This is a genomic window from Olivibacter sp. CPCC 100613 (genome assembly GCF_036959255.1).
Taxonomy (GTDB): Bacteria; Bacteroidota; Bacteroidia; order Sphingobacteriales; family Sphingobacteriaceae; genus Olivibacter.
The window spans coordinates 196,731-221,348 of sequence record NZ_JAWMTI010000010.1; the positions used below are offsets into that span (position 1 = coordinate 196,731).

Annotated in this window: 18 protein-coding genes; 5 read left to right on the forward strand and 13 right to left on the reverse strand. The window is 38.1% G+C overall.

Translation table 11 applies throughout. The features are described from left to right. The first annotated feature begins 7 nt into the window (after positions 1-7). Positions 8-3,517 carry a molybdopterin-dependent oxidoreductase gene (locus RYH73_RS23620; protein ID WP_335315961.1) on the forward strand — a complete coding sequence of 1,170 codons (3,510 nt, stop codon included), beginning with the start codon at positions 8-10 and terminating at the stop codon, positions 3,515-3,517. 5 nt (positions 3,518-3,522) lie between these two features. Further along, the gene (locus tag RYH73_RS23625) at positions 3,523-4,962 is read left to right on the forward strand and encodes a rubredoxin (RefSeq protein ID WP_335315962.1); all 1,440 of its coding nucleotides are present in this window, start codon (positions 3,523-3,525) and stop codon (positions 4,960-4,962) included. A gap of 85 nt (positions 4,963-5,047) precedes the next feature. Here RYH73_RS23625 and RYH73_RS23630 read toward each other — a convergent pair whose 3' ends face one another. The 3 genes from RYH73_RS23630 to RYH73_RS23640 form a co-directional block, all read right to left on the reverse strand. Further along, the gene (locus tag RYH73_RS23630; protein WP_335315963.1) at positions 5,048-5,227 is read right to left on the reverse strand and encodes a histone H1; all 180 of its coding nucleotides are present in this window, start codon (positions 5,225-5,227) and stop codon (positions 5,048-5,050) included. A 169-nt stretch (positions 5,228-5,396) separates the two neighbouring features. Further along, complete coding sequence (locus RYH73_RS23635; protein WP_335315964.1) at positions 5,397-6,050, reverse strand: TetR/AcrR family transcriptional regulator; 654 nt, start codon at positions 6,048-6,050, stop codon at positions 5,397-5,399. A 99-nt stretch (positions 6,051-6,149) separates the two neighbouring features. Then, a complete protein-coding gene (locus RYH73_RS23640) occupies positions 6,150-7,037 on the reverse strand; it encodes an AraC family transcriptional regulator (protein ID WP_335315965.1) in 888 nt (295 codons plus the stop codon). Positions 7,038-7,244: 207 nt separating this feature from the next. Here RYH73_RS23640 and RYH73_RS23645 point away from each other — a divergent pair, with 207 nt between their 5' ends. Further along, positions 7,245-7,739 (forward strand): hypothetical protein, encoded by a 495-nt coding sequence (locus RYH73_RS23645; RefSeq protein WP_335315966.1) that lies wholly within the window; start codon positions 7,245-7,247, stop codon positions 7,737-7,739. A gap of 19 nt (positions 7,740-7,758) precedes the next feature. Here RYH73_RS23645 and RYH73_RS23650 read toward each other — a convergent pair whose 3' ends face one another. The 9 genes from RYH73_RS23650 to RYH73_RS23690 all read right to left on the reverse strand — a co-directional run bounded on the left by RYH73_RS23650 (position 7,759) and on the right by RYH73_RS23690 (position 18,743). Beyond that, the gene (locus RYH73_RS23650) at positions 7,759-9,519 is read right to left on the reverse strand and encodes an ABC transporter ATP-binding protein (protein WP_335315967.1); all 1,761 of its coding nucleotides are present in this window, start codon (positions 9,517-9,519) and stop codon (positions 7,759-7,761) included. Then, positions 9,509-11,227 carry an ABC transporter ATP-binding protein gene (locus RYH73_RS23655; RefSeq protein ID WP_335315968.1) on the reverse strand — a complete coding sequence of 573 codons (1,719 nt, stop codon included), beginning with the start codon at positions 11,225-11,227 and terminating at the stop codon, positions 9,509-9,511. The genes RYH73_RS23650 and RYH73_RS23655 overlap by 11 nt, the downstream gene beginning before the upstream one ends. Positions 11,228-11,262: 35 nt before the next feature. Continuing rightward, on the reverse strand, positions 11,263-12,834 hold the full coding sequence (locus tag RYH73_RS23660; RefSeq protein ID WP_335315969.1) for a M61 family metallopeptidase: 1,572 nt from the start codon (positions 12,832-12,834) through the stop codon (positions 11,263-11,265). An 89-nt stretch (positions 12,835-12,923) separates the two neighbouring features. After that, a complete protein-coding gene (locus RYH73_RS23665) occupies positions 12,924-14,150 on the reverse strand; it encodes an MFS transporter (RefSeq protein ID WP_335315970.1) in 1,227 nt (408 codons plus the stop codon). Between the two features lie 171 nt (positions 14,151-14,321). Next, positions 14,322-14,978, reverse strand: coding sequence for a hypothetical protein (locus RYH73_RS23670; RefSeq protein WP_335315971.1), 657 nt, complete (start codon positions 14,976-14,978; stop codon positions 14,322-14,324). Then, positions 14,975-15,805, reverse strand: a complete 831-nt coding sequence (locus RYH73_RS23675; protein WP_335315972.1) for an ABC transporter permease — start codon at positions 15,803-15,805, stop codon at positions 14,975-14,977. Before RYH73_RS23675 ends, RYH73_RS23670 begins: the two co-directional genes overlap by 4 nt. Further along, on the reverse strand, positions 15,802-16,653 hold the full coding sequence (locus tag RYH73_RS23680; protein WP_335315973.1) for an ABC transporter ATP-binding protein: 852 nt from the start codon (positions 16,651-16,653) through the stop codon (positions 15,802-15,804). The genes RYH73_RS23675 and RYH73_RS23680 overlap by 4 nt, the downstream gene beginning before the upstream one ends. Further along, positions 16,628-17,209, reverse strand: coding sequence for a hypothetical protein (locus RYH73_RS23685; RefSeq protein ID WP_335315974.1), 582 nt, complete (start codon positions 17,207-17,209; stop codon positions 16,628-16,630). The genes RYH73_RS23680 and RYH73_RS23685 overlap by 26 nt, the downstream gene beginning before the upstream one ends. A gap of 229 nt (positions 17,210-17,438) precedes the next feature. Next, complete coding sequence (locus RYH73_RS23690; RefSeq protein ID WP_335315975.1) at positions 17,439-18,743, reverse strand: anhydro-N-acetylmuramic acid kinase; 1,305 nt, start codon at positions 18,741-18,743, stop codon at positions 17,439-17,441. 179 nt (positions 18,744-18,922) lie between these two features. Here RYH73_RS23690 and RYH73_RS23695 point away from each other — a divergent pair, with 179 nt between their 5' ends. Both RYH73_RS23695 and RYH73_RS23700 read left to right on the forward strand, forming a co-directional pair. Then, positions 18,923-21,196: a S41 family peptidase gene (locus RYH73_RS23695; protein WP_335315976.1), complete on the forward strand. Its 2,274-nt coding sequence runs from the start codon at positions 18,923-18,925 to the stop codon at positions 21,194-21,196. 117 nt (positions 21,197-21,313) lie between these two features. Continuing rightward, on the forward strand, positions 21,314-23,839 hold the full coding sequence (locus RYH73_RS23700) for a family 20 glycosylhydrolase (protein WP_335315977.1): 2,526 nt from the start codon (positions 21,314-21,316) through the stop codon (positions 23,837-23,839). An 89-nt stretch (positions 23,840-23,928) separates the two neighbouring features. On the opposite strand, the gene RYH73_RS23705 is transcribed toward RYH73_RS23700, so the two are convergent. After that, positions 23,929-24,618 (reverse strand): amino acid permease (locus RYH73_RS23705; protein ID WP_335315978.1); only part of this gene is annotated, 690 nt, incomplete at its 5' end.

Here is a 24,618-nt window from a genome sequence, read left to right on the forward strand (position 1 = left end):
CCTTCGTATGCAAGATATTACAAACCGTTCGAAACAAGTGAAAAGTACTTGCTGTTATTGTGGTGTGGGATGTGGCGTTGTTATTGAAAGACAACAGGATGGAAACATTCACGTAAAGGGTGATGAAAGCCATCCCTCAAATAAAGGTTTACTCTGCAGTAAGGGCATGAACCTTCACCATACTGTAAATGACCAGAGCGATCGTTTATTGTTCCCACAAATGCGGTATCATAAAGATATGCCTCTGGAGCGTGTCGATTGGGATACGGCACTGGGACGTACCGCGGCGGTATTTAAAACTTTCATAGAAAAGTATGGTCCAAATAGTGTAGCATTCTACGGCTCCGGCCAGTTTTTAACGGAAGAATACTATGTCCTGAACAAGCTTGTAAAAGGCTTTATTGGAACAAACAATATTGATACTAACTCGCGTTTATGTATGAGCAGTGCGGTTGCGGCTTATAAAATGGCGTTGGGTGAAGACAGTGTACCCGTTTGCTATGACGATATCGAGTTAGCGGACTGCATTCTTGTTGCCGGGGCAAATCCTGCTTGGTGCCATCCTATTATTTGGCGGAGAGTTGAAAAACACAAAACAAATAACCCGGCTCTTAAAATTATTATAATCGACCCGCGCGTTACCGATAGTTGTGCTATAGCAGATTTACACCTACAGATACGGCCTGGTACGGACATTACTTTATTCCATGCAATTTCAAAACTTCTCATCGAGCAGGGAAAAATAGATTGGCATTTTATTAAGTCGCATACAGACGGTTTTGAACAGTTGAGGGATCTCGTTTCGACTGTATCTATTCGCGATGCTGCCCATATTTGTGATATCAGGGAAGAACATATTTATAGGGCCGCTGACTATATCGGTTCTGCAGATGCCTTTTTAAGTATGTGGACAATGGGATTGAATCAAAGTGTCGTGGGGGTGGACAAAAATGTCAGCCTGCTTAATCTGCATCTACTCACCGGTAAAATTGGTAAGCCCGGTTCCGGTCCGCTATCACTTACCGGCCAGCCCAATGCCATGGGCGGGCGTGAAGTTGGCGGCCTTGCCAACTTACTTCCTGCACACCGAGATCTAAACAACCCACAGCACAGAGCAGATTTACAAGTTTTTTGGGGCGGAAAGCCAATTGCGGAAAAACAAGGGCTTACAGCTACGCAAATGTTTGATGCGCTTGGCGATGGTACGTTAAAAGCAATTTGGATTAGTTGTACCAACCCGCTGATCAGTTTACCCGATGTACGAAAAGCTGAAAAAGCGCTTAAAAACGCGAAATTTGTGGTGGTACAAGAAGTAAGCAATAAACCGGAGACACTTGCTTATGCTGACGTTATTCTACCAGCCGCCGCATGGAGCGAAAAGGAAGGGACAATGACTAACTCAGAGAGACGCATCACCTATCTACCCAAAGTAAACACACCACCTGGTGAAGCACTTGCCGACCAAGAGATATTTTGTCGATTTGCTAAAAAAATGGAATTCCAGGGGTTTGATTTTCCTGATGCGGAAGCTGTTTATCGCGAACATGCGTTGCTTACAAAGGGTACTCATATTGATATAAGTGAGTTGAATTACGACATTCTCAAAAAGAACAGAAGCATTCAATGGCCTTACGTTGAGCAGCGTTCAACCCCTCGACTTTTTACGGATTTTATTTTTTATACGACAAATAAAAGAGCGAAAATTCATGCACCGACTCCATATTCTACAAGTGAAGAGCCGGACAAAGATTACCCCTTTATCCTTACGACCGGCAGAATTCGCGACCAATGGCATACAAGAAGTAAAACAGGAAAAGTAAATAAGTTAAACCAACATATAAGTCGTACTTATCTCAGTATACACCCTGATGATGCGCAGCAATTGGGATTAAAGGAGTACGATATCGTGAATGTAAAGTCGCGAAGAGGCGAAACAAGCATGCCCTGTAAAATCGATAAAACAATAAGGACCGGTGTCGTGTTTTTGCCGATGCATTGGGGAAAGATACTGAATAGCGATCTTAATCGAACAAATAATTTAACAAATAATCTCCTGGATCCCATTTCGAAAGAGCCGGATTTTAAATTTTGTGCCGTTCAGATTGAAAAATTCATTAAACCAAAGCAACGTATTGTTATTGTTGGAGCTGGAGCCGGAGCCTTTGGTTTCATTAAGAATTATCGTAAAAAAAATCAGGATGATGAAATTATTGTTTTCAGCAAAGAAAACACCCCTTTTTATAATAGAGTAATGTTACCTGATTATGTCAGCGGGGAACAGTCATGGAAGCAATTAGTGAAAATGAGTGAAAAAGAGGAGGAAGATTACAAAGTAACCCTTTATAAAGGGGTAACAATTACTGAAATAGAGCGTAAATCGAAAAACGTAATTGATTCGAGGGGTATAAAAACATCGTATGACATTCTTATTCTAGCTACCGGCAGCAGACCAACACTCCCCAAGGGGGTTCCGCTTCTACAGGGAATATTCACCATGCGTAACCGCTCCGACGCGGATGAGCTTAAAAACTATTTAGCGCCCAACGCGCATATTGTCATTGTGGGCGGAGGCTTATTAGGACTTGAAATGGCTGCGTCATTACGTAGCCTACATTTAAATGTCACCATTGTTCAGCGTGTATCACGTTTTTTAAACAGACAGCTCGACACCTTAGCAAGTCAATTATTACATGAAGAAATGCTTGATCAAGGTTGCGATATTTATTATGAAGACGAAGTTCAATTGTATTATGGAAGCAAACAGCTAACGGGTGTAGGCTTAAAAAGTGGACGAAAGATCGACTGCAATGCACTTATATTCGCCATTGGTACCACACCAAATATCGAATTTGCGAAAGATAGCGGTTTAGCTTATAAACGAGGGATCACGGTAAACGGTCGCTTGGAAACAAGTGATCCTGCCATATTCGCAATTGGAGAGATTGCGGAATACGAAGGCACCTTATATGGCATCACTGCGGCAGCAGAACAACAGGCGAGTGTTGTAGCGGATTATTTAAATGGCGATATCGCCAGCGTCTATCAAGGTAGTTTATTCATGAATATTATTAAAATTCATGGTTTTGATTTATGCAGTATTGGTTTACCGGCGGCCCCAAGCGGGCAAACCGGTTATGAAGAGGTAACCTTTACGGACAGAGCACAACGCTATTATAAAAAGTGTGTTATCCATCAAGACCGCTTAGTTGGTACGATATTAATAGGCGATAAGGCAGAGTTTTTAGAGTATAAAGATTTAATTGAGAAAAAAATAGAGTTAGGTGAAAAAAGATTAAAATTATTACGGAGTGGAAAGACCGTAGAGCCGGTAATAGGTAAGTTGATTTGCAGCTGCAATAATGTGGGCGAAGGTAATTTAAAAAAGAAAATCAACGACGGAAACAGAGACTTAAATTCACTTTGCGCTAGTTCCGGAGCAGGATCCGGTTGTGGGTCTTGTAAACCCGAGGTAAAAAGAATTCTTTCGGAGACGCTTGAAATGGATGCAATTATATAAACGGAATGAAAAAGATGCAACAATGTACTGTAAAGATCAATTTGCCGGGAGGAATTATTTCTGCGGGAAACCTATTGAAAATCCTTAACATCCTTCAGGAACTTCGTATTGAAAACGTAAGTTTCGGCAACCGACAACAATTGCTTTTCAGCACCCCGGCAGAACACATACATCATCTCAGGCTTAACATTGCTAATGTGGTTATGGAAATCGATGGAGATGATTATCCGAACATTGTTAGTTCTTATGTTACAGACGAAGTTTTTACTTCTTCTAGTTGGTTGCGTGAGGGTGTTTATAAAGATATATTGGATTCATTCCATCATGATCCTAGATTGAAAATCAACCTAGTAGATCGCCATCAAAATCTCGTCCCCTTTTTCACAGGGAATTTCAACTTTGTTTCTTCCGATGTCAGCAATCATTGGTATTTGCATGTGCGTTTCCCAAAAACCAATACGATTTACCATTGGCCTTCCCTTATTTATTCGGCAGATATCGCCGAGATAAGCCGATTATTGGAATTAATTATTATGGATAATGATCATCTTTTCTTTAATAAGCCAAATGCTGATGGTGATCAGTTAGTTCAGTTATTAAATAAAACAGCTAATTTCCATACACAGCGTTATGACCTTCCTATGATACATACTGACTTTCATCTCCCCTTTTATGAAGGAATTAATCATTATGGTGAACACAAACTTTGGTTAGGCATATACAGAAGGTGGGAGAATTTTTCGGTGGATTTTTTAAACGAAGTTTGTAGTTTGTGTATGGATAGTCGGATTGGACAATTGTATACAACGCCCTGGAAAACAATTTTGATAAAGAATATACTACCCTCCGATCGAATACGCTGGAGTGTGCTATTAAATAAATATCGTATCAACGTACGACATGCATCTAATGAATTGAACTGGCAATTGGAAGATCGCTCAGAGGAAGCTAAAGACCTAAAGTGGTTGTTAGTAAAAGCCTTCGAAGAAGCCGATCTCCGAACATCTAAACTTTGCTTTGCCATTAAGGTCAGTAAACAGACGGGGCTCTTTGGTTCAATCGTTATACAAAAAGAAACCTTGGGAGAAACACGATACCAAGTCATGCATACCCGTAATTTTAATCCAAATTCCAAAGAGTTTATCTCCTATGGCAGTGCAAATGACGTTGCGTGTTTAGCGGATCTCTTAATACAGTTGTGTCATGTATATTATGAAATGCACAGTATATTAAGGCTTTCTTATTATCGAAGAAAAGAAGAAAATACTAAAAAAAACGAAACTTCAGTACCAATCTACCAGTGCACTCATTGTTTTACCCGCTACGATCCTTCCTATGGCGATTCATTACAATCGATTAACCCCGGAACACCTTTTGAAATACTAGTAGATTATCATTGCTCCACCTGTGATGCCCCAAAAACCGCATTTGAACAAATTTCTTAGCATAAACCAAAAACCTATACGAAAGAAAATCGGCTAAATGGAAGCCCAATCACAGCAAGTGATCAGGCTTAATGCTTAATAGCACTTATTTACCTTCATTTTTCTTAGCAGTAACTTCATTACGAATGTCTTGTGCCAAGTTTTTTGTTTGTTGTAATGCCCCGCGCAATCTAGTGCCTGCGGCTTTGTTCCCTTTTTCGTAAAAGGCCACAGCATCCTGTTCTGCTGCAGCAACCAGTTCCTTTAATTCATTAAATTTTTGCATTATTGCTTCTTATTTAAAGCAGAAGCAACCATTTGCCTCTGCAAGGCAGCGAAAGTAGGTAAAAAAAGCATATTCTCTAAATATTGCTTAAAGAAGTTTAAATTAAATCAAAAAAACCTAAAACGTGCTTTCAAACGATTAAGCTACTGTTTGACCCCGTTTCAGCTGATTAAAAAGTGTCCAATACCGGAGAAGCAAGCAGTATGTTTTCATGATTTAACGGATGACGTAACCCGTTAATGAAAATCTTACTGATTTCCTTTTGTTTTTCTACGATTTCTTCCGGATTGTAACAGTCGCTCAACGTCATTCTACAGACCCTCGCGTTGGCACCCAAATTTAATCCATACAATAGTTCAGCATAGAGTGCCGCAACAGACGGTAATGGGAAATCTTTCAATTCGCCACTTCTAAGTCCTCTACGCAAAATAAGCGTAAGTTGTTTTACATCAGCCGATTTAATCATTGCCAAAACCGACTCAGGTAAGCCAGAATAAACCCCATCGTAGCCATAGATTAATTGTGTGTGATTATATTTTCCTCTCGTTCTTTCCCTTATCTCTAAAAGCTTATAAACAGAGGGCAAAACACGCATACCCTTGGGTATAAGACGATTGATATAATCACGTTCTTCTTGTAATGTATGCTTTACAATTTCAGCAATCAGCTCGATCTTATTTGAGAAATAAAGTGTCATCGTTGCACTGGAAATCCCAACTGTCTGTATAATTTCAGCCATTGTTGTCTTGGCAACTCCATAATGATTAAAACGTTCAACAGCTGTATCGATAATTCGTTCCCGAATGTTCTTATTATAAATCATATTGCTAACCTCCTTAAAGTTTTACCCAAAGATCCTACAGTTTGAACAAACATTAAAGGCTCTTTTGGCGCTATTTTTAGTCTAAAAGACGCTTATTGTTTATATTCTAAATGCTGTTGGCGCTAACCCGACTTGCTTTTTAAAGAATTTACCGAATGTAGATTGATCAGCAAAATTCAATGATTGCGCTATTTCGTTAATACTTAGCTTTGGATCAGCCAGCAGTATTTTGGCTTCTCTTATAACAGCCTCATCAATAAAAAAGCCAGGTGTCTTTCCTGTAACTTGCTTTACTGTTTTACTGAGATATTTACGTGTAATGAACAACAGGTTTGCATAAAACTGGACGCCTCTTTCTTTCTTGTAATATTTTGACACTTCCTTAAAAAAAAGAAGCACCAAATTTTCCTTGCGGCGAAGCTTTAACTGTCTACCGATCTTATGCTGATGATAGATATTTCCTAATTCATAAATAAATTGAGAAAATGTGCTTGTTAAAATTTCTGTTTCGAATAAATGACCGCATTTTGGACGATTAAGTTGCTTCAAGCGCTTTAATAGCCAATCTAGTGTAGCCAGTTCTTCTTCTCCTATTGCTGTAATCAAAGATGATTCGGGCGCAAAGATTTCAAGAATTTGAGGATAGCTGTAATGAAGGCCCAACCCAAGGAAAAAATCGGGGCAAAATATGATGCCAGTAGCTTCACACTTGGATAGAATAGTTGATACTTCAATTAAAGCTGAGGGGGGAATAACACATAGCTCACCTGCCTTTACGTGATATTCCTTTCGATTTAGCTTAAAATAAATCTCACCTGCTTTTACGATAAAAACATAGAAAAATTCACTTCTTATGGGGCTATTAAGTACAATAGCCTCTTGTAAGTTCCTTATTTCGTGTACTGAGAAACGATGAAGCTTAAAAGCCTCTTGTTCATCAAGAATTGCATGCGAAGAGCTGCTTGGTGGTAACAATCCCTTTTCCATAATCGGTAACCTGATAAATAACGACGCAATTTAACTATTTGACTTTTTAAATAAAATAGTCAGATCAAAAAAAATACAATACGTTAACAATATTAATAGCTCCAACCTATTCGGTCAGTTCATTGTCAGACATTGATCATCAAAAATGATTTTTGCTGATTATAAAAACTTGTTACCTAATATTGTATAGGTTAAACTAAAAACCGTATGGAAGCAATTCTAGATTATTACCAAACCGTGCTTGATACAGGAACCAAACTTCTTCTATTGAACTTAGTTGTTTTAGTGCTTGGTGTTTTTTTCCTAGCGGTAAAGAAAACTCCTTTTTCAGTTGGTTTTATAGTTATCATTATCCTTTTTTCCTTTTTGTTTGCTGTTATTGGAATAAGATTTTATAAAGATGCATTAAAAGGTGTTGGCCAAGAAACAAATAGTACGGTATATTATGATATAGAAATCAAGAAATCTGACGCATTCCGCAAGGAAAGTAGAACAAGAATAGCTATTGAAATGTGCGTTGTAGTATTGGCGCTGTTCTTATTATTAAAAGCCCAACCAGAATCCCGAAAACAGGGGGTAGCGATTGCGTTAATTCTATGTGGATCCCTCATGTTCGTTTTTGACATCTATGTCTCCTCACGTTTAACTGACCATGTTGCTGAGTTGAAAATTCTTAAACACAATGCAGAAATTAATAAGTAAAAATGATACTTATATTTGACTAACTGGTTTTCCTATCATTCAATAAGCGATTTACAGCTTCCTCAAAAGAACCGGCCAGGTCTACTTTTCCTAAATTAACGAAGAAGATCTCATCCGCATTCTGGATCGTATTGAGTCGGTGGGCAATAATAACCAAGGTAGTATTGGCTGGTAACTTTCGAAGAATTTTCTCGAGTAATCGTTCGGTAACGGTATCAATATTTGCCGTCGCTTCGTCTAGTATAAGTATGTCAGGATCCCGAAGCACTGCTCGAATAAAAGCAATTACCTGCTTTTGTCCCAAACTAATACCTTCTTCGTTAGAAGTAATGGCTGTCTCTAAACCCTGTTCAAATACGGCAATTAAATCTTCTAATCCTCTTTCTTTTATCAGTTTGTGTAATTCAGTATTGCTATAGGCAACATATCCTTCATTTCCATAAAGGATATTCTCACCTACTGAGCCCGTAAACAAAAATGGCTCCTGCAAGATAAAGCCGATTTTTTTCGAGCGCTCCAAAGAAGTATAGGTACGCAGATCTTTTCCATCAAGAAAAACACATCCTGCAGTAGGATCATATAAACGCGCCATTAAAGATGCCGTTGTTGTTTTTCCTCCGCCGGTTGGCCCTACTAGGGCGTAGGTTTTACCTCTCTGTAGTTCAAAATTGATGTCATGCAGTATTTCCTTACTATTTGGATAAGAAAAGTGAACATTTTTAAACTCCAATAAACATTCAGCCGAGCTTTCATGAAGATCGGCAACTACATTTAAATTACTATCTAGTGATAATATTCGGGCTATCCGATCCCAACCTGCCATTGCAACTTGAAAGCTCGACCACAGGGACGCCAATTGGCGCAAAGGGTTATAAAAATTAACAACATAGGCAAGATAGCTCACTAATAACCCAATTGTTAATTCATCAATACTAATTAAGTAGATTCCATAAGTAAGAACGATCAGCTGTGCAATGCTGGAAAACAGACTATAAACCGGAAGGAATATATTATTAGCTAAACCGGCGCGGAAGGCAGCCTGATAATTTTTTTTATTAACCTCTTGAAATCGTTCCTTGTAGTAATCTCGACGATTAAAAGCAACGATAATTTTAAAATTCCCTAAACTTTCCTGTATTTCAGCACTCATCTCCCCTGCACTTCTTAAACTTTCTGTATTCCGCCTTTTTACCCACGGAGATACTGCGCTGGTGAAAACAAGAATAAACAATCCCGGCGCCAAGGCAGCTAAACCTAATTTAATATTAATAATCAGTAAAAAGACACCCGCACCTGCCATAATAACCATACTGCTGACAAACTGTGTGAGTGCTTGCGAAAAGAATTGATTAAGTTTATCTGTATCGCTATTAACACGCGAGATAAGGTCTCCGGCTTTATTTTGGTTAAAGAAAGCTATTGGTAATTCTAATAGCTTGTTGAAGACAGCGTTTCGTAAGGTAAACAGGAGTCGTTGCCCTACTCCCCCCATAAGTTTTGTTTGAAGATAGCTGGTTAGAAGTAAAACAAGGTACATGATCAATAAGATGCCTGAAAACAACAATACACCTTGGTATTGCTTCGTGATTACATAATGGTCTATTGTGTAACCTATTAAAAAAGGGCTTAGTAAATTCAAAAACGAATTTACCAATATTGCCGATAAAGCAAGCGTCAGTTTCCATCTTTCATGTGAAATGAGGCCAAAGATCCCTTTCAAAGCCACCAAGGGCGATTCCCGCTTTGCTAGTTCGTCTTCCTCATTTAGATTATACTTCATAATCGCTCGTACTTTGCTGTGAATTAACTATTTGTACATATTCAGGGCTTGAGCGCATTAACTCTTGATGTTTTCCGAAGGCAATGATTTCACCTTCCATTAATAATATAATCTGATCATACTCTTCAGCCGTTGCGATTTTCTGTGTAACAGAAATCAACGTTAGGTTTGGATAATTTTTTTTGAGATTCTGTAATATATTTTTCTCTGTTCGATTATCCACGCGAGCTGTAAAATCATCTAAAAGTAATATGCTAGGATTAAGTGATAATGCTCTTGCGAGCATAATGCGTTGCTTCTGTCCACCTGATAAGTCTGAACCTCTTTCCGAAATCATTGTATCAAGTTTATTTGGCAAGTTATCAACGAATGTATCCAGTTCGGCCGTTTTAATGGCCATTTGCAAATATTCATCTGTTACCGTTTTACTAAAAGCAATATTTTCACGAATGCTCATATTAAACAGGATACTATCTTGAAAAACAAAACCTACTTCATTGTGAAAATACACCTCATCAAACGCGTCTATCGTGTGACCATTGAATGTGATTGTACCACTATCTTGCTTTGAGAGTCCCATCAATAAATAGAGCAATTGGGTTTTCCCCGCTGCAGTTGGTCCAATAATAGCAGTTCTCGACCCTGCACTCAAGGAAAATGAAATATCCTTTAATATAGGTTTTTGGCCGATATTCATGTCGACCGATTGAAGACGAATCGCCCCACCTACTCCCTCCCGCAACACCCCGCTTTTCTCCTTCGTAGGTGCTTCCAAAACTGCCTTTATACGATCATAAGAAGCCGTTGCCTGTGCAATCACATTGCTCATGAAGCCAATTACTAAAATTGGAAAAATAAGAAGTGCTAAATAACTATTAAAGGCAGCGAAATCACCTACACTCATGCTCGTAGTTATAACAAAATGACCACCTAATAATAAAATGATTAAAGCCGCCATATTAGCTGTAAAAACAATAACAGGAATAAGACCGGCAAAAAGCCTCAAAATAGAAAGTCCGTAACCTTTAGCCTGTACATTGCTTTCCAGAAACTTGTCATATTCAAGTTGCTGTGAATTGACGACTCTTATAATAGCCGCTCCCAAAATGCTTTCGTTGATGGTTTTATTAAGTCGATCAATTACCGCCCTACTTTGAACAAAAAGTACCCGTACCTTTCGAAGTACAAAGAAAAAAGTTCCACCAATAATCGGTATAATACCAATAACCGCCAGTGCCAATCGCCAATTGATGGTTATTAACAGAATGCTTACACCTATTATAATAAAAATGGATGATGCAATTGAAACAACGGCCTGTGCAACAAACTGTTTGATTGAATCAACATCAGCCGTTAGGTTTGTGAGCAACTTTGATGGATTAGCAGTTTTAATATAAGTAAAATCCTGTACAGCAATTTTTTCCGTTAGCTTTCTCCTTAAATCACGTGCTACACATTCTGATGCATAGGTCTGTATGATGGTTTGTAAATAGGTAAAAATAAAAACAATAAAAACAACCAAGCCAAAACGTAAAAAGGTATGACCATAGGAAAAATTTTGATTTCTATAGGCGTCAATACCCTCTCCTATTATTTTCGGAATCCATAGATTTAACCCATTACTTATTAAAGCAAAAAGCAGGAGTAAGAAGAGCAAAAACCGATAAGGCCCAAGCAAGCTTAGAAGGTTCGTTTTTCCTGTTTTCATTAATCTTATCTCTGAACAAATTGATTCCCGTTATACTATTTTATAGCAGAAGTCAGCCATATTTTCTGTATGTGACGCGCATGCGCATCAGCATGTTCATTAGGTATTAAAACGCCGGTATTACCAGCATTATATTGTATACCGGCTAATCCAAAATAGTAATCGTAAGGAATGGGTTCCGTGCCTTGAACATATTTAATGAGAAATTGTTTGATTTCCGGATAGCTTAACTTTTCAATTTCATCAAATAGAAGATCATCATCAAAATAGTGATCCTTCCCAAAACGTACTCCAAGATCGTGTGTCAGATTCTTTAATCCATACCCACCATCCGATAGATGTAAAAGATAAATATCTAAACAAGCCGCTATCAGTGCTCCTTTTTGATAAACGTTGCCATACTGATCTGCATAGGTACTCGCAGCATACTTGCTCAATTCCGTGAAAGACAGGGTATCGTTATAGTTTTTTTGGGAATCAATTATTTTTTTTGCTAACTTATCTAAAAATTGCTGCTTCGTATTAAGGCCATACTTAACTTGCACATGATGTGCTGTATATTCTGTGGTACCTTCATATAGCCACAAATGTTTCGATAGGGCAACATCATCGTAATTAAATTCTTTAACTTCCTTTGAAGCAATTGTCAAAGGTGTTATTATATGAAAAAACTCGTGGGAAGAAACATCAACTACGAATTTCTTTAATTGATCAGCAGGTAATTCCGGCAGGTAATAAAATGACGAAGTGGTATGTTCCAAGGCTCCTGCAAGTCCTGGTCTAAAGGATTGTTTAATCGCCGGATCTTTGAAATAATATAAAAACGCATAACGATCCGCGGGTAACTTTCCTCCCAAATAGCTTTTTGATGCCTTTAGCAAATCCGCAAGCCAAACAATGATCTCTTGGGCATGAACTTGTTTATTGGGTGAATAAACCGAAACCAGCACCTCACAATTACCTATTTTCAAAGACGCTGTATCTGCTATTCCATACATAATGGGTGTATCGTAAAGCTCATCGATATTTTTCAATTTAAATAGATCCGTGTGAGCACCTTGAGATTGTGGTGAATTACTCGATGATCCATAGAAATTATTGGGTTTATCAATGGTTATTTGAACGGGTATGTTTCTTTGATGTGCTAGGTAACCAAAAAAACCGGGTGCGTTGATTACTATATTTTTACCTTCTTCAATATTTGTTGCTGCCATTGGATAAATTTCGTGCGGAATATCCGCATCAAAAATATCATCGACCGTATATTTTATAGTATGCAAACGCTTGGCCTTTTTTATTTTCCATTGGTTATCATTAAGTCGTATCACTTGGAGCATTTTACCTTTGTCGTCATAGGCAGCAAGGTTTGAGATAAACTTGCCGTAGTCACTAATCGAATAGGTTCCGGGAATGATTTTCGGAAAAGAGAATATAACCTCTTTAATTTTTTGTTTAGGGGGAATAAGAGAAACTTCGACTCGATCATCCTTCACTTGATTAAAATTAACCGAATATTGGTAATTCTGCGCAACCAACTGTTTTATAGGATTGAGAAATAAAAAACAACAGAGAAAAAATACTTTAAAGATTACATGTATTCCGGCCATTTGAATGAAACGTTAATTTTCTTTTTGAGCAATATTGTTTGTAATTGTTACATCTGCGGGTGTAATATGGTATAGCGAAAAGCAAATGTTTAGCGATTATCAGTTGACAAATCCATCGTTGTATTCATTTCCCGATCCGTGTTTTCCTTCAATACCACACAGAGTACCAAACCAACTAATACCATCGCCATACTGAAAGGAAAAATATAATTCATTCCTAAACCCTTTGCTACCAAACCTACCAAAGGCCCCGTAATTCCCAAAGAAATATCAATAAATAGACCATACGCTCCCAGTGCCGATCCTTTGTTGGACGCAGAGGCTCGACTCACAGCTTCAACACCTAGGGCAGGAAAGATCAAAGAAAACCCTAATCCGGTAAACGAAGCTCCCAACACGGCTATAGAAGGCTCTGTTGCTAACCAAAGTATCAGCAGTCCTACACTTTCGACAGCCATGCTTACAATAGCTACCCGAAGGCCGCCGAAGCGATTTATGCTTTTTGCGAATAGCAATCGACCTAAAACAAAAAACAAGCTAAATGCAGTGATGCAGATAGCTGCCTGGTTCCATCGATTAAAAGCATAATAAAGTGTAATAAATGTCGATAATGTACCAAATCCCATTCCAGCCAAAGCCAATCCGCTTCCGTAGGGACTGACAGTTCGCAATACCTTCATAAATGGCTTTCTTGGCGTATCTTGATCCCCTTTAAGCGCCGGTTTTCTAAACGCTGTAAGGAGCCCCATCAATCCAGTTGCAATGGTTAAGGCACCCAAAGTCCAATTCCCAACATAACTGGAGATCCAAACTCCCAAAGGAGCGCCAATTGCCATGGAGCTATAATTGGCAATACCATTATATGATATTGCGGTTGCGGTATGTTCCTCACCCGTTCTCAGCATCGCCCAATTTACGGGGCTGGCACCTATCATTCCTTCACCACATCCGGTTATTAATCGGGACAGGATAAGTACCGATAAACTCAGAAGAGGCTTATCTACTGTAGCAAAAGAAATTATCAGAAGAATACCCGTAACCAAAAAACAGATCATGCTTACTATAACAGCAGGCTTCGGCCCTTTATTATCAACAATATGTCCAGCATAAGCACGCATGATAAAGGTCATAATGTATTGTATACTGATGACCGCTCCCGCAATAATGGTATTGAAACCAAGTGCTTGATTAATAAATATCGGTAGTACGGCCAAGGTTAATCCGATTGAGAAGTAGCCATAGAAAGTCAGCAGTACATAATTTGCAATAATAAAAGAGGGTTTTTGAGACAAACTTTTAAAGGAGGAATTCTTCATAACAGAAATAGTCGATAGCTCAAACTAGGTGCAAAAGTAAAAGTTTTTCAATCAAAGCAGACTTGTCGGTATTAAAACGAACAATTATGACATCCATATGTGAAAGACATTCTTGCTTTTTCACCTACATTTTTTTAGTAAGCAGGCAATGGTGCCAATTCGTTGTAGAAATCAACTTTGTTTCACAGTGTAATCTTTTATTTGCATTTTTATTTTTCCTGTTTTCGTCTCCATTGCTCTCATTTTCTTTCGATCAATCTTTGTATCCTTTCCCATAAAATTGAATGGTATTTTGAGTCGTTCAATAGCAAAAGTGGTTTCGACATAATTAGGAAGTATATCTTTGGTATTTGCATACTGCATTAACAACACATAAGAACCATCTTTACGTGTATTTATTTCCGACTCTACGATGCGTTTGGCCTGAAGATCCATATAAAGAGTAGCCATCGCCAAGTCTGACCTTTTATCTGTCGGAATAACATTAACAACTTTTACAAGCAAAGCCCCCCTTTTTTCCATCCCCCGATCGACGGTTATAAAGGGGTATTTAAAGATTTCAGACATCGAAAAATCAAGTCCACGCTTGGGCAACATAACAAAATCTGACGAGGAAAACCCCATCTTCTCTCCCTTTGAATACGTTATCCGTGCAGACTTGGTAGGCATACGAATGAATGAGACATCTAAATCAAATACAACAGTTGCAGCGAACTGTTGAACGGCATCCATCCTTTTCTTGATGGCTAATAGATCTGCATCTATCTCTTGACCAAATATTGGCCTGATGGTCCCTAAGAAAAACAAAATAAAAGCAAGCCGGATCATCCTATATCTTTTTTATTAAAAATGTAAGTACCAATTAAGATCATCAATATGCTATATAGCATAAGCAATATATTATTACCAACGATACGTTGCCAGTCAAGTTCATATACAAATAGTTGCTGCCAAGTATCAATCAGTTTTGGAAAGAACAAATTACTGAAACTTGAATCTCCGAGGTCTACTTTTAAAAGTAAATTCGTGATGACAAGAAATAGTGCAGATACAATCCATGTTTTCGAAGATTCCTTTATGAGAATAGCAAGAGTCATACTGGTTACATTATAGAAAATCATCGCCATTGCACCCGAAATAAAAGAAAAACATATTCGCTGGAAAGCATCTTCAGACTCAAAAAAATTCAATGTGCCGATATAAACGATTAAATCTCCTTTCCCAAAAATGGCATAGGCAAGACTAAATGTTGTTAGCATCATGAACATAATCACCAAGATTGTAAATAGGATGGCCATTCCATACTTTACACATATGAATTGTTTTTTTTTAACCGCCTGTAGCATAACGGACTGCAATGTACCCTCTTTATATTCATCTGTAAGAAAGCCCGATGTGATTATCATAAGAATTAGAGGAACATTGAACCAAAGCGAATTCAGAACGATGTACATAATGAGGTTACCATTCAATAAAGTCCCCTCAAAATAAAACGACTGCTTTAAGGATTCTAGAAGTAAATCCAAAACGGTACTTCCCTGGTAGTAGGCAATGAGTAAAATAAGAACTTCTATTAAAGCAATAGCTCCCAACGCATAATAAGTTTTGCTTTGCTTCACCATTTTCAACAATTCGGCACGCAGAAGTGATTTCATGATGTTCCTTTTATTAACTGCTCCAATGTCAAATCCGGAATGCAAGCCGTAACTTGAATTCCTTCAACCAGCAATTCATTTAGCAAATCAGTAATTTCCGAACTGTTGCAGGTAACTTTCACTTCATTAACGCCAACAAGGGTATTATATTTGGAAAGAATTTTGGAAGATTCTATATTATTTGCTACGATTGAGTAGCTGGAAATATGCTGATTGATTAAATATTGTGTAGCGCCTGAATTAACGATTCGACCTTCATCCATTACATATAATGAACGACAACATTTACTTAATTCACCCATAAGATGCGAAGAAAGAAGAATAGCAATTCCTTGCCTTGATGCTAAATTTAGAATAAGATCGATCAAGGATGCTACACCGATCGGATCTAATCCTGAAAACGGCTCATCCAAAATCAGGCAGCTTGGATTGTTTAACAGGGCAATCGCAATACCCAACCGCTGTTTCATACCTAAGGAAAAATTCCTTACAGGATCTTTTCGGTCGACAGGCAGTCCTACTTTTAAAAGATAACCCCGAATGCTATCACGGTCATGCTTAGCATCCTGTATTCCCGCAAATATTTTCAAGTTATCATATGCATTCAAGTAGTTATATAGCCCCGGTCTTTCGATAATAGCACCAATAGGTTTCGGTCTGGAGGATTGAATGATTACCTCGCCATGATCAGCCTTAATCAGACCAGTCAATATTTTGAAAAGTGTAGTCTTCCCTGCCCCATTGCGTCCCAGTAAGCCACAAATCTCTCCCGGTGCCACTTCAATACTAACATTGTCTAAGGCAACTTTTGAAAGATATGATTTAGACAGATTCTTCCCTATAAGCATTATAGACGATGTTTTTATCGAATGTATGACCTAAGTTTCGGAAATTAAAACGTGGTTCATAATATTTTTCCATAAACGTACGCGACCAAAAATACCTTTTAAACAAGAATAATGGATCACGTATCATAAATTGAGGTATAAAATGAAACCACTTGATCCCTAATTTATTATAATAATTTTTCACTTGCTTTTGAAGCCCTAGTTCATTCGCTGCAACCAACACGGCATTTCGCTGACATTTCGACCCACTGTAATGTCGTGCTAACTTCGGCGTAAAACCATGTAGGTAAAGATGATCCTTTATTCTTTTGTAATTTTGAAATCTCGACCAGGCATCCATAATAACTAAGAAAATATGGCTAAATGCAAACAATACACATCCTAGCCAAAACAACGTTTCAATGATACTTTCCTCGATATAGGCACTTTTTAATTTTAACCAATAGAAATACGATTCTAGCATAAAAAGTAAAACAGCACAATGCAACAAAACACCAACATTCCAATAAGAAAGCAGCCAACTAGGCTGTTTAGGTAATGAATTTCGATCTAACATGTTACATCATTTAACGCTCTACACAATCTTTCTTGGCCAGGATTGAACTATAAGCACTACGCATTGCAATATACTCCACGGGTATCAAGATCACACAAACCTCTTTGTTCTACTTTCTGTTAAGTTTTTCAAACATAGATAAATTTGTATTTTTTCACAAGTGTTCACTTTTTTTTAGGTCAGACCGCCTCGCTAATCAATGTGTTAGCAATGTTTCAGTTTATAGCGATCAATAGGGAAAACTAACTTTCCCCATCGATACAGTGGGTAAATTATGCATCCCTCCAAAGTGAATTTGCCCTCCTGCAACGGCCTCGTTCGCTAATAATGCAAATAACACAGCTTCTTTTGCATCTGGATTAACACCTAATTCTTTCGTTGTCTTTATTTTTTTTCCGAGAAGATGTTCAATCTGGCAAATTAACAAAGGATTATGCATACCGCCGCCACTAAGATATAATTCGCACTGTTTGATATTTATTTGTGAAATAATCGCTTCCGCTATACTTTTTGCCGAAAATTGTGCAAGGGTTGCCATGATATCAGCGTCGTTTAAATTGGTTTGTCCAGAACGTTCAATAGCATGATCTAGAAAAGACAAACTAAAAAGTTCAGGTCCGGTCGTTTTTGGGAAGGGAGCATAAAAAAAATCATTATCCAACAAAGCTTTTAAGAGTTCTTCGTTAACGATACCCGCGGAAGCTATCAATGCATCTTTATCATAGTACATTCCAGGAAATTTGAGCTGAACGTACTGATCCATCAATGTATTTCCAGGGCCTACATCGGTAGNTTCGTTAACGATACCCGCGGAAGCTATCAATGCATCTTTATCATAGTACATTCCAGGAAATTTGAGCTGAACGTACTGATCCATCAATGTATTTCCAGGGCCTACATCGGTAGAAAATCCTCCCGCCAAGGAGCCTGCCGGTAAGTAGGTAAAGTTTGCAATCCCACCGATGTTAAGCATAATCCTATTCTCTTTGGGATGGGCAAAAATCAAATAGTCTCCATATACTGCTAAAGGTGCACCTTCTCCACCTCCTGCGATATGCTTTTGTCGAAAATCGCTAATTGTAATCGTTCCTGTTTTAACAGCTAAATGATCTCCATCTCCTATCTGCATCGTGGCATTACCGTATTCCGGCCTTCCATGTAAGTGTTTTGGGGCGTGAAAAATCGTTTGCCCATGACTTGCAATTAGATCAATGTCCTCTACTTTAACTTGCCATTCTTTCAAACAGGCCAAAACCAGAGATGCGTATTGATCAGCAATGTAGGCGTTCAGTAGGGTAATTTTCTCTAAGTCCGCGTTTCTTTTTGCAAAAACTGATTTTAAGTCTTCTTTGAAAACAGCATCGTAATCTTTCGTAACAAAATGCAATACTTCCACTTGGGTCCTCAATCCACTCCCTTTGAACCGACATAGTGCGATATCAAGACCGTCAAAAGAGGTGCCAGACATAAGTCCAATGATGTTTCTTTCTTCTTTCCTAGCGATCTCACAGAGTTTTTCAATATTCTTATTCATAAAGATATAGCTTGATCCACACGAACGAATATAGAATTTTCAAAACAAATATTGAACGTACAATAAAAAGCATCGGATCGAAATGTTATAAAATGTTAATTCTACTGCTCATTTTTGTATTAGTTATCAATTGGTTATAAACTTGTCATAAAATCATCTTTTGCTAAAAACAAGGACCCATGAATAGGTTTGTAATCCTTTTTATCCTTAGCCTACAATTTTATCCGTCTGCTTACGCTCAACCTAGTAAGCAACAAACACGAAATTTGACAGCCTTTAGCAAACTAGTTGGTTATGTTAGGTATTTTTATCCCGCTGATGAACTGCAAAATGATTCCTGCTGGAATGCAATTTCAATGTATGGCATACAACGGATGTTTATTGCCAGAAACGACAAAGAATTAATAGCAGAACTGCGGGCTTTATTTTGTCCACTCGTACCTCAAATTAGGATCGATTTCGCAGACAAGATCGATGAATCCCTTCCACTTGACGCACGTAGTAATCATAAAAAGGATCAACTAGTTTATTGGCAACATCAAGGTTTCGGCATCAATTCAGATGAAACATCTCCTTATAAAAGTGTACGCGTAAATAGCAGAGTAGAATACGAAAAAAAAGCGCATCGGCTAAACTACTTTTCACTTACAAAAATACTCCAATTGGAACAGTTCAAAGGAAGACCGTTTGTATTCACCTTGGATATAGCAGCCCAGCGAAAAAAGGATAATCAAAATGACAATCTATTCGCAGGTCCTTACCCTCTAATACCCAATCAAGGGCTATTGAATACGGAAAGAAAGGCAATTGTTGAGGTAAAAGAGAGTTTTGTATTTCGTGGGACGATTGATATAGACCTACCCCTTATACAATTTGGGTGTTTCATCGATCCTTTAATAGAAAATGTTCAAATAGATAATCCACAATTATTTATACAAAATAACGATAATAAGCTGATTCCGATTGACCTCAGTTTGGTGGAATTAATCGACTTTTCACGAGATCCAACTGTTCAACGTACCGAATACGCATTTATGATAGGAAAAATACGCCAAGAGCCGCTTTTTAATGGAGCGATAAAGGCGGGTGAGGTTATAAAAAAAGAGTTAGTATCCGGTATAAGTGTATCTGTTCCGCTTTCTTTATATAGTGATGGGAGACACACCTATCCAACCGCTGACAGCATCCTACTTACTACTTTTCAGAATAGTACAAACGAGATGCCTTCAGATACCTCCAAAGAGACAATTGAAACCCGATTAGCGAGTTTTATCAAAGCTTGGAATGTGCTCAGACATTTCTACCCATATTGGGGGGATGCCGCTACCTCTCCCGATTCCATATTTGAACAAACGGTCCAAAAAGTCTTTTCAGACGTCAGTAAGCATGATTTCATAGAGACACTTCAATTATTAACCGTCCCATTAAATGACGGTCAGAGTCGTGTTGATTTTTACAATGGAACAAAAGAGTCGGTTATAGCGAGCATACCATTATTTGCCGCAGCGATAGAAAATAGGATTTTTGTTAAAGGGGTAATCGACAACGACCTTTCAAAACGTATACATCCAGGTGATGAAATTCTAAGTATCAATGGACTATCTGCGTCGGAGTATCTTACAAAAAAGGAAGCGTTAATATCCGGATCACAGCAATGGAAACGATCAAAAGGACTTGCTGTATTATTCAATGGTCCAAATCACAGTTCGGTAAAACTGAAGTTAAGAACGGCAGCAGGTGAAAGAAAAATTCAAGTTCCAAGAAGTGTGCTATTACCTGGTCCTCAAAACGAGTTCTTCTTGGAGCGACGACAGGCAGCTCGTTGGATCAACGAGGCCTTCTACTATGTCGATCTTACTGCTAAAAACGTTGGAGCAAATCCTCATATTCTGCAAGAAATGGATCGTGCAAAAGCGATCATTTTTGACTTAAGGGGAACCCCACCCGCTACTATTTCATCAGCTCAGCTACTTAATCAAATACTAGAGCAGCTCGCTACTGCTTCAAATGTCAACTATCATCTTTACATCCCGGAAATCAGGTATCCTGATTTCCAAAATGTTAGCTACAAGATATTGACACAGCAAATTCATCCTAGACAAAAAAAAATAAAGGCAAACGTGTATTTTTTAACCGATGCCCGTACAATTGGCTCCTTAGAAACCTATCTTGAAATTGTAAAGGACTATAAACTTGGGACACTTGTCGGTCAGCCTACCGCTGGTGCAAATGGAATTGTTAATACATTGCTTTTGCCCGGCGGATATCGGTTATATTTTTCCGGGATCTTAGTAAAAAATAATGCAGGCAATAAACTCCATCTCGCTGGAGTAGTGCCTGACATCAAGGTTGAACTTACATACAAAGCCTTGAAAGAAGGACGTGACGAGATATTAGAACGAGCAATAAAACAAGCGGAACAAGAGACCTCTCCTACGACAGCAGACAATTGAATTACGCCTAATATCATGTTATTCCCAGAATTCCAGATTAAAAACAGTTGAAAATGTCTGAATAATATCCTATTATTGAAGATTAATCCGATCTTTAAAAGACAAATAACTTATTACATGAAGATTAGCCATCTATTCCTTCCGGCCTACTTTGTTCTCTTTTTAGCATGCTCTAACAATGAAAGCATTACAGATAAAAGTGAGCCATTGATCCTTAAATGGAAATTACTTGAAAGCTCTTCAACACATAATACAGCTAGTGAATCAGCGTTTACCATTGTCAATAACAGCGATCATTCGTTAACAAAAGGAAACTGGAAACTCTATTTTAACATAGGATCTTTGCATGCGAATGACCTGGACAGCAGCCATATCAAAATAGAACAAGTTAATGGTGATCTTTTTTCAATGGCACCCGATTCTTCCTTCAAGGAGGTTGATCCGGGAGATTCAATCCTTGTACAAGTGGTTTCACGTAAAATTCGTAACATCACCGATTTCCCAAACGGCTTTTATGTTGTATTTAATCAGGACTCTACAAAAGGAATAGGCTTGCCCATCGCGTTAGATACCCCCCAATACATTAAGAAGCAGGAAATTGCATTAAATGCTAAAATTTATGACCAAAATTCAAAAATTTTAGCTGTCGACGGTATGGCGATTCCACCAATATTTCCGACACCTAAAAACTATTCCCTTGCGACGGGAAGCTTTAAACTTGATAAAGAGGTTAAAATTTACGCAGACTCAAGCCTGTTGAAGGAAGCCAATCATTTTATCGAACTGTGTAACCAACTAAACTGCAAAGCAATATTGACTAACCATCAGCAAGGAGCCACAGTCCGATTCGAAAGAAGGGGTTATACAACACCGGAAACATACGAGCTGGTAATAACCCCCGTAGATATCAAGATCTATGCGGGTGATCCTGCAGGTGCATTTTATGCTATACAATCGGTTAAAACTCTTATGAAACCTGACTACTATAAAGGTAGCCAAACTAATATCACCTTGCCTTGTCTTCGTATACAGGATCAACCTAGATTTGAACATCGAGCCTTCCAACTGGATGTGGGAAGAAACTTTCAACCAAAAGAGCAAATTTTTAAACTTTTGGATTTAATGGCCCTGTACAAATTAAACGTTTTTCATTTTCATTTAGTTGAAGACGAAGGCTGGCGTTTAGAAATTCCCGGTTTACCTGAACTTACAGAAGTTGGCGCATTCCGAGGACATACCGTAAAGGAACTAGATCATTTGCTTCCTTCCTATGGATCGGGTCCTGATAAAGCGAATAAGGCAGGTGGTGGATATTATAGTCGAAAGGATTACATAGAAATCTTACGCTATGCTAAATCGAGACACATTCGCGTAATACCTGAGATCGAAACACCTGGACATGCTCGCGCAGCAATTAAGGCAATGAATGCACGATATCAACGATTGAAAGCGCAGGGTAAAGAAAACGAAGGACGTCAATATTTACTACATGATTTAGCAGATCAGTCCGATTATCGTTCGGTTCAAGGCTTCAATGACAATGTGATGAATGTTGCTTTGCCATCCACCTATACATTTCTGGAGAAAGTAAGCGACGAATTGATCAATATGCATAAAGAAGCTGAAATGCCACTTCAAACTATTCATTTTGGTGGTGACGAAGTACCCGCAGGGGTTTGGGAGAAATCTCCGGCGGTTCAGGAATTAATGACTAATAATCCGACAATAAAATCGGTCGACGATTTGTGGTATTACTATTTTGATAAATTACAAAAATTTCTATCCGCCAAAAAGTTATATCTTTCAGCTTGGGAAGAGGCGGGATTACGTAAAGTAACCGATAAAAAAGGGAATAAAAAAATGATTGTAGAGCAACGCTTCGCTAAAAGCAACTTTCATTTGGACGTTTGGAATAACCTAGGAGGGAATGAAGATTTGGCTTATAAATTGGCAAATGCGGGATACCAGGTTATACTTACAAATGTGACTAACATGTATCTTGATTTAGCGTATAATCCCAGCTTTTTTGAAATCGGGCAATATTGGGGTGGATATGTTGATATAGAAAAACCTTTTCGATTCATTCCTTTTAATTATTATAAGAATCAGGTTGAAGACGAAAAGGGAAATATTCTTCCTGCAAATCATTTTGTAAAGAAGGAACAACTCACCGAATTTGGCAAGGAACATATCGTAGGAATTCAAGCGCCTTTATGGAGTGAAAAAATAATCAATAAAGATCGTTTGGAATATTTACTCCTACCCAAATTGCTAGGTTTAGCAGAACGCGCTTGGGCTCCCGATCCAAGCTGGGCCAATGAGGTTGGATCAAAAGGTGCTGAAGCATCTTATCTACAGGCTTGGTCCGTATTTTTAAACACGGTAGGTAAAAGGGAATTACCACGACTTGATTTTTACAATGGGGGATTTTTATACAGAATACCGACACCTGGACTTAAAAAAATCGAAAATACAGTGCATGCAAACATTCAACTTCCGGGTTTAACGATTCGTTATACAACCGATGGTAGTGAACCTAATATGAAAAGTAATCTATATTCGTCACCTATTTCTTTTCAAAGTGGACTTAAATTCAGAGCCTTTAACAGTTTAGGGAGAGGTGGAAGAACGGTCTCTATGTAAGAAAAAAGGCACACTTTCTAAAATTTGTGCCTTTTTTATCTGCTTAACTTTCATTGAAGGCTTTTTGTCTCCAACGAGTAGACATTATTTTATTTAGTGTTTCTTTTCACCATCAGATAACTTACATACAAAACAAGTAACCAAATGGGAATTAACTCAACAGGTGTTTTCATCCCTGTAAGCCACATAATCACCAGAACGCCAATTAAAAACAATAAACATACATAGTTTGTAAAAGGATACAGGAAAGTCGGAAACTTTGTTTTTATCCGCGAAACATTTTTTGCTTTGCGAAAAAACAGGTGAGTAATGCTAATCATGATCCAGTTAATGATCAAAGAAGATACAACTAAGGACATGAGAATTCCCAAGGCCTGCTCAGGCATTAATTTATTGATAACAATACAGATGGCTGCAAAAATGGCCGAAACCAAAATGGCCATTATCGGAACATGGTTTTTATTTAACTTCGATAAAAATCTAGGTGCGTTGCCTTGCTTTGCTAATCCGAAAAGCATCCTGCTGTTGCTATACACGCTACTGTTATAAACTGATAGGGCCGCTGTTAATACGATTACATTTAATACGTTTGCTATTATACCCGTGAAAGAGAACGCTTTTCCTAGAATGGTGAATTCGAAACCTTTCAATGTATCAAAGACGGCAACGAAGGGACTGCTCCCTGTAGTAATTTCTCGCCATGGAGATAATGAAAACAAGATAATTAATGCACCGACATAGAAAATAAGAATACGATAAATAACCTGATTGGTAGCTTT

Bases quoted from the DNA above. Each gene is read 5' to 3' on its own strand.
- RYH73_RS23620 (WP_335315961.1), top strand. From the start codon at position 8: ATGCAAGATATTACAAACCGTTCGAAACAAGTGAAAAGTACTTGCTGT.
- RYH73_RS23625 (WP_335315962.1), top strand. From the start codon at position 3,523: ATGAAAAAGATGCAACAATGTACTGTAAAGATCAATTTGCCGGGAGGA.
- RYH73_RS23630 (WP_335315963.1), bottom strand. From the start codon at position 5,227: ATGCAAAAATTTAATGAATTAAAGGAACTGGTTGCTGCAGCAGAACAG.
- RYH73_RS23635 (WP_335315964.1), bottom strand. From the start codon at position 6,050: ATGATTTATAATAAGAACATTCGGGAACGAATTATCGATACAGCTGTT.
- RYH73_RS23640 (WP_335315965.1), bottom strand. From the start codon at position 7,037: ATGGAAAAGGGATTGTTACCACCAAGCAGCTCTTCGCATGCAATTCTT.
- RYH73_RS23645 (WP_335315966.1), top strand. From the start codon at position 7,245: ATGGAAGCAATTCTAGATTATTACCAAACCGTGCTTGATACAGGAACC.
- RYH73_RS23650 (WP_335315967.1), bottom strand. From the start codon at position 9,519: ATGAAGTATAATCTAAATGAGGAAGACGAACTAGCAAAGCGGGAATCG.
- RYH73_RS23655 (WP_335315968.1), bottom strand. From the start codon at position 11,227: ATGAAAACAGGAAAAACGAACCTTCTAAGCTTGCTTGGGCCTTATCGG.
- RYH73_RS23660 (WP_335315969.1), bottom strand. From the start codon at position 12,834: ATGGCCGGAATACATGTAATCTTTAAAGTATTTTTTCTCTGTTGTTTT.
- RYH73_RS23665 (WP_335315970.1), bottom strand. From the start codon at position 14,150: ATGAAGAATTCCTCCTTTAAAAGTTTGTCTCAAAAACCCTCTTTTATT.
- RYH73_RS23670 (WP_335315971.1), bottom strand. From the start codon at position 14,978: ATGATCCGGCTTGCTTTTATTTTGTTTTTCTTAGGGACCATCAGGCCA.
- RYH73_RS23675 (WP_335315972.1), bottom strand. From the start codon at position 15,805: ATGAAATCACTTCTGCGTGCCGAATTGTTGAAAATGGTGAAGCAAAGC.
- RYH73_RS23680 (WP_335315973.1), bottom strand. From the start codon at position 16,653: ATGCTTATAGGGAAGAATCTGTCTAAATCATATCTTTCAAAAGTTGCC.
- RYH73_RS23685 (WP_335315974.1), bottom strand. From the start codon at position 17,209: ATGTTAGATCGAAATTCATTACCTAAACAGCCTAGTTGGCTGCTTTCT.
- RYH73_RS23695 (WP_335315976.1), top strand. From the start codon at position 18,923: ATGAATAGGTTTGTAATCCTTTTTATCCTTAGCCTACAATTTTATCCG.
- RYH73_RS23700 (WP_335315977.1), top strand. From the start codon at position 21,314: ATGAAGATTAGCCATCTATTCCTTCCGGCCTACTTTGTTCTCTTTTTA.